This window comes from Brevundimonas sp., assembly GCF_004210735.1.
GTDB lineage: Bacteria > Pseudomonadota > Alphaproteobacteria > Caulobacterales > Caulobacteraceae > Brevundimonas.
Genome location: NZ_SDZL01000010.1, coordinates 20,078 through 33,148, shown reverse-complemented (window position 1 = coordinate 33,148; position 13,071 = coordinate 20,078). Strand labels below are relative to the sequence as shown.

18 protein-coding genes are annotated in these 13,071 nt (G+C 67.0%); 6 read left to right on the top strand and 12 right to left on the bottom strand.

The annotated features are described in order from the left end of the window. Positions 1–63 precede the first annotated feature (63 nt). The 3 genes from EON91_RS03640 to EON91_RS03630 form a co-directional block, all read right to left on the bottom strand. A complete protein-coding gene (locus EON91_RS03640; protein ID WP_292091675.1) occupies positions 64–423 on the bottom strand; it encodes a hypothetical protein in 360 nt (119 codons plus the stop codon). 71 nt (positions 424–494) lie between these two features. Continuing rightward, entirely contained in the window at positions 495–890 is a 396-nt protein-coding gene (locus tag EON91_RS03635) for a PaaI family thioesterase (RefSeq protein ID WP_292091674.1), read from the bottom strand. Then, positions 887–1,360, bottom strand: coding sequence for a PaaI family thioesterase (locus EON91_RS03630; protein ID WP_292091672.1), 474 nt, complete (start codon positions 1,358–1,360; stop codon positions 887–889). Before EON91_RS03630 ends, EON91_RS03635 begins: the two co-directional genes overlap by 4 nt. Positions 1,361–1,431: 71 nt before the next feature. On the opposite strand from EON91_RS03630, the gene EON91_RS03625 reads away from it, so the two are divergent. Continuing rightward, positions 1,432–2,463: a ligase-associated DNA damage response exonuclease gene (locus tag EON91_RS03625; RefSeq protein WP_292091671.1), complete on the top strand. Its 1,032-nt coding sequence runs from the start codon at positions 1,432–1,434 to the stop codon at positions 2,461–2,463. Positions 2,464–2,478: 15 nt separating this feature from the next. On the opposite strand, the gene EON91_RS03620 is transcribed toward EON91_RS03625, so the two are convergent. Next, positions 2,479–4,110 (bottom strand): response regulator, encoded by a 1,632-nt coding sequence (locus EON91_RS03620; protein ID WP_292091669.1) that lies wholly within the window; start codon positions 4,108–4,110, stop codon positions 2,479–2,481. Positions 4,111–4,324: 214 nt separating this feature from the next. Between EON91_RS03620 and queC the strand changes: the two genes are divergently transcribed. From queC to EON91_RS03600, 4 genes are read left to right on the top strand one after another with little or no spacing between them, the layout of a single operon-like run. Further along, entirely contained in the window at positions 4,325–5,041 is a 717-nt protein-coding gene (queC, locus tag EON91_RS03615) for a 7-cyano-7-deazaguanine synthase QueC (protein WP_292091668.1), read from the top strand. Beyond that, a complete protein-coding gene (queE, locus tag EON91_RS03610) occupies positions 5,038–5,673 on the top strand; it encodes a 7-carboxy-7-deazaguanine synthase (protein ID WP_292091667.1) in 636 nt (211 codons plus the stop codon). Before queC ends, queE begins: the two co-directional genes overlap by 4 nt. Further along, positions 5,673–6,041: a 6-carboxytetrahydropterin synthase gene (locus EON91_RS03605; RefSeq protein ID WP_292091666.1), complete on the top strand. Its 369-nt coding sequence runs from the start codon at positions 5,673–5,675 to the stop codon at positions 6,039–6,041. The genes queE and EON91_RS03605 overlap by 1 nt, the downstream gene beginning before the upstream one ends. Continuing rightward, positions 6,038–6,508: a GNAT family N-acetyltransferase gene (locus tag EON91_RS03600; RefSeq protein ID WP_292091665.1), complete on the top strand. Its 471-nt coding sequence runs from the start codon at positions 6,038–6,040 to the stop codon at positions 6,506–6,508. The genes EON91_RS03605 and EON91_RS03600 overlap by 4 nt, the downstream gene beginning before the upstream one ends. On the opposite strand, the gene EON91_RS03595 is transcribed toward EON91_RS03600, so the two are convergent. From EON91_RS03595 to EON91_RS03570, 6 genes are all read right to left on the bottom strand, one after another. Continuing rightward, positions 6,505–6,777 carry a hypothetical protein gene (locus EON91_RS03595; protein WP_292091664.1) on the bottom strand — a complete coding sequence of 91 codons (273 nt, stop codon included), beginning with the start codon at positions 6,775–6,777 and terminating at the stop codon, positions 6,505–6,507. The two genes, EON91_RS03600 and EON91_RS03595, sit on opposite strands and share 4 nt — an antisense overlap. A gap of 69 nt (positions 6,778–6,846) precedes the next feature. After that, complete coding sequence (locus EON91_RS03590; protein WP_292091663.1) at positions 6,847–7,542, bottom strand: pirin family protein; 696 nt, start codon at positions 7,540–7,542, stop codon at positions 6,847–6,849. 63 nt (positions 7,543–7,605) lie between these two features. Continuing rightward, on the bottom strand, positions 7,606–7,980 hold the full coding sequence (locus tag EON91_RS03585) for a hypothetical protein (protein ID WP_292091661.1): 375 nt from the start codon (positions 7,978–7,980) through the stop codon (positions 7,606–7,608). Beyond that, the gene (gene aroC, locus EON91_RS03580; RefSeq protein WP_292091659.1) at positions 7,977–9,074 is read right to left on the bottom strand and encodes a chorismate synthase; all 1,098 of its coding nucleotides are present in this window, start codon (positions 9,072–9,074) and stop codon (positions 7,977–7,979) included. The genes EON91_RS03585 and aroC overlap by 4 nt, the downstream gene beginning before the upstream one ends. 13 nt (positions 9,075–9,087) lie before the next feature. Then, positions 9,088–9,813 carry a DnaJ C-terminal domain-containing protein gene (locus tag EON91_RS03575; RefSeq protein WP_292091658.1) on the bottom strand — a complete coding sequence of 242 codons (726 nt, stop codon included), beginning with the start codon at positions 9,811–9,813 and terminating at the stop codon, positions 9,088–9,090. 24 nt (positions 9,814–9,837) lie between these two features. Then, positions 9,838–10,911 carry a histidine kinase gene (locus EON91_RS03570; RefSeq protein ID WP_292091657.1) on the bottom strand — a complete coding sequence of 358 codons (1,074 nt, stop codon included), beginning with the start codon at positions 10,909–10,911 and terminating at the stop codon, positions 9,838–9,840. 71 nt (positions 10,912–10,982) lie between these two features. Here EON91_RS03570 and pdxH point away from each other — a divergent pair, with 71 nt between their 5' ends. Beyond that, positions 10,983–11,657 carry a pyridoxamine 5'-phosphate oxidase gene (gene pdxH / locus EON91_RS03565; RefSeq protein WP_292091655.1) on the top strand — a complete coding sequence of 225 codons (675 nt, stop codon included), beginning with the start codon at positions 10,983–10,985 and terminating at the stop codon, positions 11,655–11,657. Here pdxH and EON91_RS03560 read toward each other — a convergent pair. After that, on the bottom strand, positions 11,648–12,292 hold the full coding sequence (locus EON91_RS03560; protein ID WP_292091653.1) for a TetR/AcrR family transcriptional regulator: 645 nt from the start codon (positions 12,290–12,292) through the stop codon (positions 11,648–11,650). The two genes, pdxH and EON91_RS03560, sit on opposite strands and share 10 nt — an antisense overlap. Positions 12,293–12,375: 83 nt before the next feature. Continuing rightward, the gene (udk, locus tag EON91_RS03555) at positions 12,376–13,023 is read right to left on the bottom strand and encodes a uridine kinase (protein ID WP_292091651.1); all 648 of its coding nucleotides are present in this window, start codon (positions 13,021–13,023) and stop codon (positions 12,376–12,378) included. Between the last annotated feature and the right edge of the window lie 48 nt (positions 13,024–13,071).

Below are 13,071 nucleotides of genomic sequence, written 5' to 3'. Positions count from 1 at the left end.
AGAAAGTAAACGAGGACTTAACACAAGCTAAGTTGCGTCGGTAGGGTTTTGTTTACCCTGTTGTCAGTCCTGCGATGGAATCTCGACGAACTCAGCCGAGGTCACACCAAAGGGCGGCTCTTGATCAGGTTTGTCGGTGGGCCCGGCGGCCAGGTCAGGCAGCCCCATGCGGCGCGCCAGCACGGCCAGGGTGTTGTGGGTGTGGACCAGATGGCCGCGAGCGTGGATCAGGGCGTTTACGGCATCCGCAACGCCTTCAAAGGCGCGCTGACCAGTAACCGCAGACAGGTGGGCCTCGATCCGCGCCTGAGGCAGCATTGAAGCGAGGGCCGCGGTCTCCGCGATGGCGACGTCGACCGCCATTTCCGCCGCATGGAGGCGGATCGCCAGGCGTTCGCCCACGGTCTGTCGTTCGATGGTCAAAGGGCGCCCCTTCAAAGATGAATTAAGCTTCACCCTGAATAGCAACCATGAGTATTATTTAACCGCAACCATTAGCTGTCTTCCGCCAACAGGAAATGCGCAGTCAGGGACGCGATGGGATTGGCGGGATCGTCCTGCCAGGCCTCGGCCAGGACGTGGGCGACGCGCCGACCGGCCTTGCCGATACGAGCGCGGGCGCGGACTTCGACCGGACGGCCAGACCGCAGATAGGCCACGCTGACGTTGATCGGCCGCGGCTGGCGCAGTCGTGGATAGGCCAGCGCCACCTGGGCGACGGCGGTCAACTCCAGCAGGGCGGCGGTCGATCCGCCGTGAAGCGCGGGCAACATCGGATTGCCGATCAACTTTTCCGCGTATGGCATGATGACGGTCAGGCCATCGTCTTCCTGAAGGGTCTGAAGCCCCAGGAACCGGGCATAGGGAATGCGGTGCAGCAGGTCGGTCATGCGGCGTCGCCCCGCGGCTTCAGATTGGCGCCCATGCGTCGCCCGCCGTCGGATTCGACCATATAGGCTGACTGGGCGGCCGCGACCGGATCGTCGGGCGTATCCTCGAATGCCCAGGCGCGAACGAAGGCGACCGAAGAGGTCAGGCGATAGCAGCGCGCCTCGGCGATCAGGTCGCGTCCGGGCGCCGCCGCGCGCATATAGTCGACCCGTAAATCCAGTGTGGCGACAGGTTTGAAGCCGCCCAGCGCGACCCAAACGGCCAGCCCGCCGACGTGATCCAGCAAGGTGCTGACCAGGCCACCGGCCAGAACGCCCGTGTCGGGATCGCCGACCAGATCGGCGCGATACGGCACGCGGATGCGGACGCGATCCCCCTCCAGCCCCTCATAGGCGAAGCCCAGGGCGTGGGTGTGGGCGGCGCCGGACGCCAGTTGCGGCAGCAGGGTGGTCAGGAACGAATCCGTCATGCGAACGTCCTTATCGAGCGCCGCGTCGCGCAGGCAAGATCGGCGGCCCTCACAGGCATGACAGACTCCGAATGATGCGTCCCGAAGATCTGCTGCGTCCGACGCCCAACGGGTTGTATTGCCCGCCGGGGGATTTCTATGTCGATCCGGTGCGGCCGGTGGATCGGGCGGTGGTGACGCACGGCCATTCGGACCATGCGCGGGCCGGCCACGGCGCGGTGCTGGCCACGCCCCAGACCCTGTCGATCATGGCCGAGCGGTATGGCCAGGATTTCGCGGGGCGGCGCCAGGCAGTGGCCTATGACGAGACGGCCTCGCACAACGGGGTCGAGGTGACGCTGGTCCCGGCCGGCCATGTGCTGGGGTCGGCGCAGGCGGTGATCCACCGCAACGGCCTGACTATGGTGGTGTCGGGCGATTACAAGCGGCGGCGCGATCCCACCTGCGCGCCGTTCGAGCCGGTCCCGTGCCATGTCTTCATCTCCGAGGCGACGTTCGGCCTGCCGGTCTTCACCCATCCGCCGGATACGGAGGAGATCGGGCGGTTGATCCATTCGCTGTCGCAGTTTCCGGGGCGGGCGCATCTGGTCGGGGCCTATGCGCTGGGCAAGGCGCAGCGCGTGATCCGGCTGCTGCGCGAGGCGGGGTGGGACCGGACGATCTATTATCATGGCGCCTTGGAGCGGCTGAACCGCCTGTATGAGCGTGAGGGGATCGAACTGGGGCCGCTGGCGCCCGCCACAGGGTTGGGCAAGGACGCTCTCGGTGGAGAGGTAGTGATCGCGCCGCCGTCGGCGATCCAGGATCGGTGGGCCCGGCGGTTCGCCGATCCGGTCACGGCCTTTGCGTCCGGCTGGATGGGTGTGAGGGCGCGCGCACGGCAAAGAGGCGTGGAACTGCCGCTGGTGCTGTCGGACCACGCGGACTGGAACGAGCTGACAGCGACCTTCCTGGAGTTGAAGCCGGAAGAGGTGTGGATCACCCACGGCCGCGAGGAAGGGTTGCTGCGGTGGGCAGAGTTGAATCGTCAGAAGGCGCGCGCCCTGCGTCTCGTCGGTTATGACGAGGAGGATGAAGAAGCCCCGGCGGGCGGGCCGGACTGAGGCGGGGCAGACGCCTCAGGCGGCCGAGCGTCGGGACGATCGTGACGTCCCCTTGGCGGAGGCCGTCTCGACCTCGGGCGTCAGCGCGGCGTTCATGGCCATGCGCAGGCGCTCGGGCTTGATCGGCTTTTCAACCACGGCGGCCATGCCGATGGACAGGTAACGCTTGGCGTCTTCCGGGTCGGCATTGGCGGTCAGGGCGATGATCGGGATGTTGCGGACCGGGCCGTCCAGGGCGCGGATGGCCTCGGTCGCCTGGACGCCGTCCATGCGCGGCATCTTGATGTCCATCAGGATCAGGTCGAAGGCCCGGTTCTGGACCGCCTCGACCGCTTCCAGCCCGTCTTCGGCGGTTTCAGAGGTGCAGCCGAACATTTCGCACAGGGCCTGGGCGACCACGCGGTTGGTGGCGTTGTCATCGACGATCAGGATGTGCGGATTGGCCTGAAGCTCGAAATCGGACAGGTCCGAGACGTTCGAGGCGGCTTCTTCCTCGACAACGGCGCGCCGGGCGACCACGTCAAAGGCGAAGGTGGCGCCGCGTCCGGCGTTGTTCTCTGCCCAGATGCGACCATCCATGCGGTCGACGATTTGACGGCAGATGGACAGGCCCAGGCCGGCGCCATCAGGGCCGGAGCCGTGGACGAAGGGTTCGAAGATGACATCGACGCGCGAGGGATCGACGCCGGGGCCGTCGTCGCGGACGCGGGCCTCCATGCGGACCTTGTCACCTTCGACCCGGGCTTTCAGTCGGGCCTCGACGACGCCGTTGCGGGCGTATTTCAGGGCGTTGCCGATCAGGTTGTTGAAGACCTGTTTGACACGCACCCCGTCGATGACGGCGGCCAGTTCGGTGTCGCCTTCATAGCCGATCAGCAGGGTGACGTTGTCCTGCGACGCGCGGGGCTCCCACAGGGCCTGGACGTCGTCCATCATGGCGCGCAGCGGCGTGGGCTCGGCGTTCAGCTCAAGCTCTCCGGCCTCGGCGCGCGACAGGTCCAGCGCGTCCTGCAGGATGCGGATCAGGGTTTCGGAGCTATCGACGATGGTCTGGACGTGGGCCTGGGCCGCTTGGTTCAGGGGCTGGCGGCGCAGCAGTTCGGCGACGGCCAGGACGCCGTTCATCGGCGTACGCAATTCGTGGCTCATGATGGCCAGGAACTGGCTTTTGGCGCGGGCGGCGGCCAGGGCCTGGGTGCGGGTGTCGCTGAGGGTGCGCGCCTGCTCCTGCATTTCCTCGTTCTGCTGGCGCTGCAGATCGTTGACGGCCTTGAGCAGGGCGACGGCGGTGCCGACGCCGGCATAGGCGCCTTTTCGCGTGACGATGAAGCCACGCAGCAGGGCCCCGGGGCCGCTCTTCATCAGGCTGTCGCAGAAGGCGTCGATCCGCATGGTGGATTCCACCACCGGCGGCTCGGGATCCATGACGTGGACGATGGGGCGGTTGAAATAGCGGGCGTGGCCAAAGGGGCCGGCGATCTTGAGCAGGAAGTCGTTGCGCTCGATCAGCCCGACCGGACGATCACCCTCCAGCACGGGGATGACGAAGGTGTCGGGTTCGGCCTCGAACCGGGCGAACACGTCCGATCCCAGGGCGTCGGGTGGAACGGCTTCTGCGCGTTCGGTCAATACTTCGATCGTCGGCATGCCGGCCGATACTCCTTGCGACAGACTTGCTGTCCCACGAAATCATTTGCGGAACCGTTAAGTCGGCGAAGAAAGTTGCAGGATTGCAAGCGGTGTCATTTCAAGTGTCGCGGCGTGGTTTTGCGCCCGGACGCCGGGTGGTGTAGAAGCCCGCAACCTTACATCCCCTGTCCCTTTTGCATGCGCGCGGCCCGAGGCCGACCGCAGGTTTGTCATGAGCGCTTCCGACCTGAACACCGTGAAATCCGCCCTCGTCCTGTTCTCGGGCGGGCAGGACAGCGCCACCTGTCTGGCGTGGGCGCTGGAGCGGTTCGACCGGGTCGAGACGGTCGGCTTCGACTATGGCCAGCGCCATGCGGTCGAGATGCAGGCGCGCCAGGCGGTGCGCGAGGGGATGAAGACGGCGCTGCCGCAATGGGCCGACCGGCTGGGCGACGACCATGTGGTGGACCTGACCGGCTATGGCCGGATCGCCGAAAGCGCCCTGACCGCCGATCGCAAGATCGAGATGGACGCGCGCGGCCTGCCGACGACCTTTGTGCCGGGGCGCAACCTGATCTTCCTGGTCGCGGCGGCGGCGCTGGCGGATCGGCGGGGGCTGGAGGTGCTGGTCGGCGGCATGTGCGAGACCGACTATTCCGGCTATCCGGATTGTCGCCACGAGACGATGGTCGCGATGGCGCGGGCGCTGTCGCTGGGGCTGGACAAGCCGGTGGTGATAGAAACGCCGCTGATGTGGCTGACCAAGGCGCAGACCTGGGCGCTAGCCGACCGGATCGGCGGGGCGCCGCTGGTCGAGCTAATCATCGAGGACAGCCACACCTGCTATCAGGGTGACCGGACGCATCGCCACGCTTGGGGCTATGGCTGCGGCGACTGCCCGGCGTGCGAGCTGCGCGCGGCGGGCCATGCGGAATGGGTCGGCGCATGACCTATTCGGCCAAGGAAGTGTTCCTGACGGTTCAGGGCGAAGGCGGACAGGCCGGCCGGCCGGCCGTCTTCCTGCGCTTTGCAGGCTGCAATCTGTGGAACGGGCTGGAACGCGACCGCGCCACGGCCGTCTGCACCTTCTGCGACACCGATTTCGTAGGCGTGGACGGCGCCGGCGGGGGCAAGTTCGCCACGGCGGATGCGCTGGCCGACCATGTCGCCGGGATGTGGCGCGGGCGCGCGGGCGATCCCAGGCTGGTCGTCTGCACCGGGGGCGAGCCGCTGCTGCAACTGGACGCGGCGCTGATCGAGGCCCTGCACGCGCGCGGGTTCGAGATCGCCATCGAGAGCAACGGCACCCTGGCGGCGCCGGACGGCATCGACTGGATCTGCGTCAGCCCCAAGGCCGACGCGCCGGTGGTGCAGATGACGGGGCAGGAGCTGAAGCTGGTCTATCCGCAGGCCAGGGCCATGCCCGAGCGGTTCGAGGGGCTGGCCTTCGAGCGGTTCTGGCTGCAGCCCATGGACGGCCCGGACCAGGCGGCCAACACCGCCGCCGCCATCGAGTACTGCCTGACCCACCCCCAATGGCGCCTGAGCGTCCAGACCCACAAATACATCGGCGTCCGCTAATGCCCGTCTTCGAGATCACCAAACAGGCCACCTTCGACGCGGCCCACCATTTCCCGAACGAGCCGGAAGGCAGCATCTATCGCCGGGTGCACGGCCATTCCTTCACCGTCGAGGCGACGGTGCGGTCGGAGGTGCTGGACGCGGAGCACGGCTGGGTCGCGGACCTGGGCGCGCTGGACTGCGCGCTGAAGGCGGCGGCCGAGGAACTGGACCACGGCATGCTGAACGAGAAGCCGGGGCTGGAACTGCCCAGCCTGGAGAACCTGTGCCTGTGGTTCGTCAATCGGCTGAAGCCCGAATGGCCGGGCCTGTGCCGGGTGCAGGTGGCGCGCCCGACCATCAACGAGCGGTGCGTGCTGAGCCTGTGACGACGATCCGGACCTATCGGGACGGCGACGCCCCCGCCATGGCGGACGTCTATGGCCGCGCGGTGCGGGCCATCGGCGCGCGCGATTATTCGCCCAAACAGGTCGAGGTCTGGGCCGGGCAGGGGCCGACGGCCAAGCGGTTCGCCGCCAGGATGGCGGACGGGCGGCGGTGCTGGGTGGCCACAGACGACGCTGGCCCCGTAATGGCCTTTGTCGATCTGGAGGCCGACGGGCATATCGACTTTCTGTACGCCGATCCCGATGTCGCCGGGCGTGGCGTGGCGGGGGCGTTGCTGGATGAGCTGGAAGTTGCGGCTGCGGCCGACGGGATGACGCGCCTGTACGTCGAGGCCAGCGAGGCGGCGCGGCGCTTCTTCCTGAAGCGCGGCTATGCGGTGATCGAGCGCCGCGACTTCGAGGTCGCGGGCGTGGCGATCCACAACTATGCGATGGAGCGGCGGCTCTAGCAGGCCTTGCCCTGACGTTGCCGTTGTTCGCAGCGGCGTTGCTCGCGTTCGTAATCGCGCTGTTCGCGTTCGCGGCGGGCGCGGGTTTCCTCGTCCGAGGTGGTGACGGCGTCGACGCCGGCGCCGATGACCGCGCCGGTCGCCTTGGCCGTGCCGCCGACGACGGCGGCCCCGGCCCCGACGGCCGCGCCGACCAGACAGCCCTGCAACATCATCGCGCCGCCGATCAGGGCGGCAAGGGCGGCGGGTCGCGTCAGGCGTCTGGTCATGGTGATCTCCCGGCCGTCACTCTGACCGCAAGTCCTGAACAGACCCTGACGCGAGGGCCGCAATGAGGCCTACAGGCTGTCGACCATGACCAGTTCGGCGTCCTGGGCGGCGGTGATCGTCAGGGTCGTTTCATCGACGATGCCGGCGCCGTCGCGGGCGTTCAGCGGGGTTCCGTTCACGTCGACCTGACCCACGGCGGGGACCAGATAGGCGCGGCGGCCGGGCGCCAGGTCATAGGTCAGGCTCTCGCCCGCCTTGAGCGTGGCCGCCAGGATTCTGGCGTCGGCGTTGATGGTCAGGGCCTGATCCGCCGGATCACCCGAAGCGACGACGGTGAATTGGCCCGAGCGGTCGGCCTTGGGGAATTCGCGCTGACCCCACGACGGCTGGGCGCCCGGCCGGTCCGTCTCGATCCAGATCTGGAACAGGGTGGTCAGTTCGTTTTCCATGTTGAACTCGGCGTGACGCACGCCCGTCCCCGCGCTCATCACCTGGACGTCGCCGGCGCCGGTACGGCCCTTGTTGCCCATCGAGTCCTCGTGGGTGATGGCCCCGGTGCGGACGTAGGTGATGATCTCCATGTCCGCGTGCGGGTGGGGCGGAAAGCCTGACTTCGCCGCGATCTCGTCGTCGTTCCAGACGCGCAGCCGGCCCCAGCCCATGCGCTTGGGATCATAGTAGTTGGCGAAGGAAAAGTGGTGTTTGGCGTTCAGCCAGCCGTGGTTGGCGCCGCCGAGGGTGCTGAAGGGGCGAACGTCGATCATGATGGGTCTCCCAATAGGGCGCAGCCTACGCCGCGCGGTTTGGAAGCCATATAGGTAACAATGTCAGTTACGGAAAGGGGCGGGAGTTTGTGGCCGGGCGCAGGGTTTGGCTTGGGCCAGTCCGAGGTTGTGCAGATAGCCCCACCAATATTTGGTGCGTGAAACCGTGACGGTGTCGCCCACCCGGCAATCCAGGTGCGACCGTGCGCGGACCGTGTCGCTGAAACGGCCGAATGAAATATGCATGACGCGATACGAGCCGGTTTCGCTCTCGCGCATTCCAAATCCCGTCACGACGCCCGTTTCCTTGCTGGAGGGACCGGGGAAGAAGAACAAGGCCGCGACAATCAGGAGCATTGCGATGCTGGCTCCGAAGGTGATGACAATCCCCAGGCCTTCGCCGTGGTATTTTATCCACGCTGAGAAAGGGATCTTCACCCCATCTGCGCCCGGTGCCGCAGCATCGCGTCGGCCAGCGTCAGGGCGGCCATGGCCTCGACAACGGGGACGCCGCGCAGGGCGACGCAGGGGTCGTGGCGGCCCTTGGTGCGCAGGTCCACTTCGTGGCCGTCGCGGTCGATGGTCTGGCGAAGCGTCAGGATGGAGGAGGTCGGCTTGAACGCCACGCGCGCCGTCAGCGGCTGGCCGGTCGAGATGCCGCCCAGGACGCCGCCCGCGCGGTTCGACAGGAAGACGGGCGCGCCGTCGGGGCCCAGGCGCATTTCGTCCGCGTTATCCTCGCCCGACAGGGCGGCGGCTTCGAACCCGGCGCCGATTTCCACGCCCTTGACGGCGTTGATGGACATCAGGGCCGAGGCCAGTTCGGCGTCCAGTTTTCCATACAGGGGCGCGCCCCATCCGGCGGGCACGCCCGTGACCTCCAGCGCCACGACCGCGCCGATGGAAGAGCCGGCCTTGCGCACCCCGTCCAGATAGACCTCCCACGCGGGGACGACTTCGGCCGAGGCGGCGAACAGGGCGTTGTCGGCGACGGTGTCGAAGTCGATGGCTTCATCGGCGATGCGATGCGGGCCCAACTGAACCACGCCCGCGCGGATGCGGATGGTGTCGCCCAGCACCTTGCGCGCCACGGCGCCGGCGGCGACGCGCATGGCCGTTTCACGCGCCGAGGAACGGCCGCCCCCGCGATGGTCGCGGACGCCATATTTGGCCTGATAGGCATAGTCGGCGTGGCCGGGGCGGAAGGCGCGGGCGATCTCGCCATAGTCTTTCGACCGCTGGTCGGTGTTGTCGATCATCAGGCTGATCGGCGTGCCGGTGGTCACAGGGCCCATTCCTGAATCCGGGCCGTCGTCAAAGACGCCGGACAGGATGCGGACCTGATCGGCCTCTTGCCGCTGGGTGACGAAGCGGCTGCCGCCGGGCTTGCGCCGGTCGAGGAAGGGCTGGATGTCGGCCTCGGTCAGGGGGATGCGCGGCGGGCAGCCGTCGACGACGCAGCCGATGGCCGGGCCGTGGCTTTCGCCCCAGGTGGTGACGCGGAACAGATGGCCGAAGGTGTTGTGCGACATGACGGCCTCAGGCTTAGGCCGCCTGACGCTGGGGCGTCCAGAGGCGGGTGAAGCGGGCCAACCGGTCCTCGGCCTCGCTGGGCGCCTGGACCGAGGGCGTCAGGGTGACGAACAGATGGCCCTGAACCCGGTCGCCGCGCGGGGGCAGGCCCAGGTCGCGCAGGCGCAGGCGCACCGGCGGCGTCATTCCGCCGACCAGCCAGGCGTCGCGCGGACCAGCGTGGGTTTGAATTTCCAGCCGTCCGCCGTCGATCAGGCGGCGGGGGCTGACGACCCAATCCATGAACAGGTCGTCGCCCAGAACCGACAGGCCGCCGGCCGGACGGATCAACACAGGCAGGAGCAGGTCTTGTCCGCCATCGGCGCCGCGCAGCCGCAGCGTCTCGCCGGACCTCAGCCCCGCCGGGGCTGTGACACGCAGGGCGCGGCCGTCATGGCGCACGATCAGGCGGTCCCCGCGAAGCGCCTGAAGAGGGGTCAGGACAGCGACGGGCGCCGCGGGGGGCGCGAGAGCGGCCAGGACGACTTCTGGGGGCGGAGCGAACTGACGCGGCGTCGCGGCGCGGGCGTGACGATAGGCGGCGGTGACGGCCCGGAAGCGGGCGGCGTCGCCTCCGGGTCGGTCAGGGTGACTGGCAAGGGCGGCGATGCGAAAGGCCCGGGCCAGGGCTTCCCGATCCGCCGGACCGGTCAGGCCCAGCAGGCGCAAGGAGTCATTGAGTCCTGGTTCGCCACCCATGGCGGCACCTAGCCGCCCTTATGGTCAAGACGGGGTTAACCTTGCGACCTCATGCGGAGGCTTCGTGCTGTCCATCGGCAGCCAGACCCTGGCCAGCCATTCGCTGTTTTGCGGACCGGCCTCCAGCCCGGCCCTGTCTTCATAGAGCAGGTTCAACCGACGGCGGACATTGGCCAGCCCCGTGCCCGTGCCGTACTGGCCTGCTGAACGGCGCAAGGGGTTGGTGACAAGGATTTCGATCTGATCCGCCTTGAGCTGAACCCGGATCGTGACATGGGATGGACTGGTCCCGTCATCACCATGCTTGATAGCGTTCTCGACCAGCGGCTGAAGCAGCAACGGTGGAACGAGGACGTGACCTGCGTCGGGCAGATCCTCGATAGTCAGTCGGAGGCGGTCTCCGAACCGGACACGTTCTACGGCGGCATACTCCTGAAGAAGCTCCAGTTCCTCTTCCAGGGAAGTCATGTTGTCGTCCCGGTCCAGCAAGGTCGAGCGGTAGAAGTCCGACAGGCTGTGCAGCATGCGCGTCGCGTCCGCCGTCCGTCCCAGCGTCATCAGGCCTTCCATGGACGCCAGGGCGTTGAACAGGAAATGCGGGTTAATCTGCAGCCGCATCGCCTCGATCTGGGCGTGCTGGACCGCGAGGCGCGCCTGCCAGATGTCGCGGATCGCGGCGAGCAGCGCCAGGATGGCCGCGTAAAAGCCGAACAGCCAGATATAGATCTTGAACGTCAGCTTGGCGGCGGTCTGAAAGGCGAGGTTGGCTGCGCTGAGTTCAATGCCTGGCGGAGACTGGATTTCATGCAGGATATTCTCCCCGATGGTGAAGGACACCGTCAGGTCGAGGGCTGTCTGCAAGGCGGCGAAGGCGATGGCCAGGGCCGTGCTCACCGCGATCCGGGCAATGGGGGAGCGGATCAGAAGCACCCGGTCCAGCATTGCGCCCAGCAACAGCATGAGCAGGAAGCCATGCGTCACCCAAAGAAGAGTCAAATACCGGAAGCCATCCGTAATCCAGATCTCCAGCAGGGCATGGATCGTCCAGATGCAGATCGCCAGGATCAGCGACTCACGGCTGACAAAACGGTTGAGCATCGGGGTCCGGAACGAAATTCTGAAGGGCGCGGCGCTTTCACCGGCGGGGAAGGCTCCACTATAATCAGGATATGAAGAACGTTGTCATCCCTCCCAGTCCCAGCCGCGAAGAGTATGCGCGTGACTATGCCGCCGCCCTGGCGGCCAATGCGGACGAGAGTGCATTCGAGCGCGATGATCCGTTCGGTCTGTTCGTGGACTGGCTGGCCGACGCCCGCGCCCATGAGCCGAACGACGCCAACGCCATGGCGCTGGCTACCGTAGACGCCGCAGGCCTGCCGGATTGCCGGATGGTGCTGCTGAAGGATGTCGATGACCGGGGCTTCACCTTCTATTCCAATCAGGAGAGCGCCAAGGGACGGCAACTGGCGACGCATCCGCAGGCCGCCTTGCTGTTTCACTGGAAGACCCTGCGTCGTCAGGTGCGCGTGCGCGGGCGGGTGGAGGCGGTATCGACCGCCGAGGCGGACGCCTATTTCGCCAGCCGCGCACGCGAGAGCCGCATCGGCGCCTGGGCCTCGGACCAGTCCCGTCCACTGGATGATCGCGCAACGCTTGAGGCCGCTGTCACCCGCGAGACGGCGCGGTTCGAGGGGCAGGACGTGCCGCGTCCCGATCGCTGGACCGGCTGGCGGCTGGTCCCGCAAGAGATCGAGTTCTGGCGCGACCGGCCGTTCCGGCTGCACGATCGCGTGAAATATGCGCGGGCCGGGGACGGCTGGAGCCGGGCGCGCCTTTATCCCTGAGGCGGCGCAAGCTCAGGCGCATGGCGCGCCAGCAGGGTGATGACAGCCTCTCGCGCGATCTCCGAGGCTTTTCGATCCGGCCGCCTTGGTGCGCCGCCCAGCAAGGGGACGACGAAGGTGGGGTGCTCGATCATCCCGAGCAGTTGCTCGACCGCCTGGGTCGCCTTTTCGATATCCAGGGTCTTGTTCTCGCTAAGTCGCAGGACAGCGGCGATCAGCAAGCCGCCGAAATCACGCCTGCCGCGCTCGAAGAAATCATCAGCCAGGTCGGGGAAGCGAACCCGCTCCGCCATCACCAGTCGCAGGATGGACTGGACGAACGGGTCCATCATGAAGGCGGCGTAGGCTTCGGAAAACTGCAGCAGCTGGGTTTGGGCATCACCGTCCAGCGCCTTCACGCGACTCATATGAGCGCGGAATTCGGTGGCGACTTCGTCGATGACGGCGGCGAACAACTCCGACTTGCCTGCGAAGAAGGCGTAGAGGGTCGCTGTCGAGACCCCGGCGGCCCGCGCAATCAGCTCCATCCGGGCGCCGGCATATCCCTCGGCGATGAAATGACTTTGAGCATGGCGCAGGATCAGCGGAAGGCGCGGATCCGATGCTGTGTCTGGCGATGGATGGTCACTGGCCATGTCACACTCACGCGGGATGAGTGCGTATGGTTACGCTCTCGCGCAAAGCGCGCAAGTCATCATCTTTGCAAAGACCAGTTACCTCAGTCGGTTACAAAGGGCGCCAACAAGGGATGCGCCAGAACCGGCGCGACCAGGCGCACAACGGCCTGTGGATCCTCTAACCGGACGGCGGCGGTGGTGTCGGCGACGACGAAATCGGCGTGGGTCTTGGACGGTTCGGTGAACCGCTCATGTCCCGGCCGCACTGTGCCCAGGTACTGACCGATGACCGAATCGGCCGTGCGGCCCCGTTCGGTCTGATCGCGCAGCAGTCGTCGGATGAAACGGATATCGGCGGGGGTGTCGACAAAGACGCGCAGATCAAACAGCGTGACCAGGGCGGGCGTGCACAGGATATGGGCGCCCTCGACCACCACCACCGGGGCGGGGGCGATCGGCTCTCCACCCGGTTCGCGGCCGTGGTGGATGAAGGAATAGACCGGCGCGATGACGCCGCGCCCGGCGCGCAGTTCCGACAGATGCCGGGCCAACAGGTCGTGATCGCGCGCGGCGACGTCGTCGAAGTCGAAGGTGTCGGCGTCGAAATCCGGCAGGCCGGCCGCGTCCAGATAATAGGAATCCTCGCGCAGCAGCACTGCATCCCCGGCGGGCAGGGCGGCGATCAGCGCCTCGGCCAGGGTGCTCTTGCCCGAGCCGGATCCGCCGGTGATGGCGACGAGAACAGTCATGAAGGCCTCTGCGCTTGCGATACTGCGTTCTAGGGGCGACGGCGACGA

Excerpts from the sequence above, each read along its gene's own strand:
- pdxH (WP_292091655.1), top strand. The coding sequence starts at position 10,983 with ATGAAGAACGTTGTCATCCCTCCCAGTCCCAGCCGCGAAGAGTATGCG.
- EON91_RS03570 (WP_292091657.1), bottom strand. The coding sequence starts at position 10,911 with ATGCTCAACCGTTTTGTCAGCCGTGAGTCGCTGATCCTGGCGATCTGC.
- queC (WP_292091668.1), top strand. The coding sequence starts at position 4,325 with ATGAGCGCTTCCGACCTGAACACCGTGAAATCCGCCCTCGTCCTGTTC.
- EON91_RS03595 (WP_292091664.1), bottom strand. The coding sequence starts at position 6,777 with ATGACCAGACGCCTGACGCGACCCGCCGCCCTTGCCGCCCTGATCGGC.
- aroC (WP_292091659.1), bottom strand. The coding sequence starts at position 9,074 with ATGTCGCACAACACCTTCGGCCATCTGTTCCGCGTCACCACCTGGGGC.
- EON91_RS03560 (WP_292091653.1), bottom strand. The coding sequence starts at position 12,292 with ATGGCCAGTGACCATCCATCGCCAGACACAGCATCGGATCCGCGCCTT.
- EON91_RS03620 (WP_292091669.1), bottom strand. The coding sequence starts at position 4,110 with ATGCCGACGATCGAAGTATTGACCGAACGCGCAGAAGCCGTTCCACCC.
- EON91_RS03625 (WP_292091671.1), top strand. The coding sequence starts at position 1,432 with ATGATGCGTCCCGAAGATCTGCTGCGTCCGACGCCCAACGGGTTGTAT.
- EON91_RS03590 (WP_292091663.1), bottom strand. The coding sequence starts at position 7,542 with ATGATCGACGTTCGCCCCTTCAGCACCCTCGGCGGCGCCAACCACGGC.
- EON91_RS03635 (WP_292091674.1), bottom strand. The coding sequence starts at position 890 with ATGACCGACCTGCTGCACCGCATTCCCTATGCCCGGTTCCTGGGGCTT.
- EON91_RS03605 (WP_292091666.1), top strand. The coding sequence starts at position 5,673 with ATGCCCGTCTTCGAGATCACCAAACAGGCCACCTTCGACGCGGCCCAC.
- udk (WP_292091651.1), bottom strand. The coding sequence starts at position 13,023 with ATGACTGTTCTCGTCGCCATCACCGGCGGATCCGGCTCGGGCAAGAGC.
- EON91_RS03630 (WP_292091672.1), bottom strand. The coding sequence starts at position 1,360 with ATGACGGATTCGTTCCTGACCACCCTGCTGCCGCAACTGGCGTCCGGC.
- EON91_RS03575 (WP_292091658.1), bottom strand. The coding sequence starts at position 9,813 with ATGGGTGGCGAACCAGGACTCAATGACTCCTTGCGCCTGCTGGGCCTG.
- queE (WP_292091667.1), top strand. The coding sequence starts at position 5,038 with ATGACCTATTCGGCCAAGGAAGTGTTCCTGACGGTTCAGGGCGAAGGC.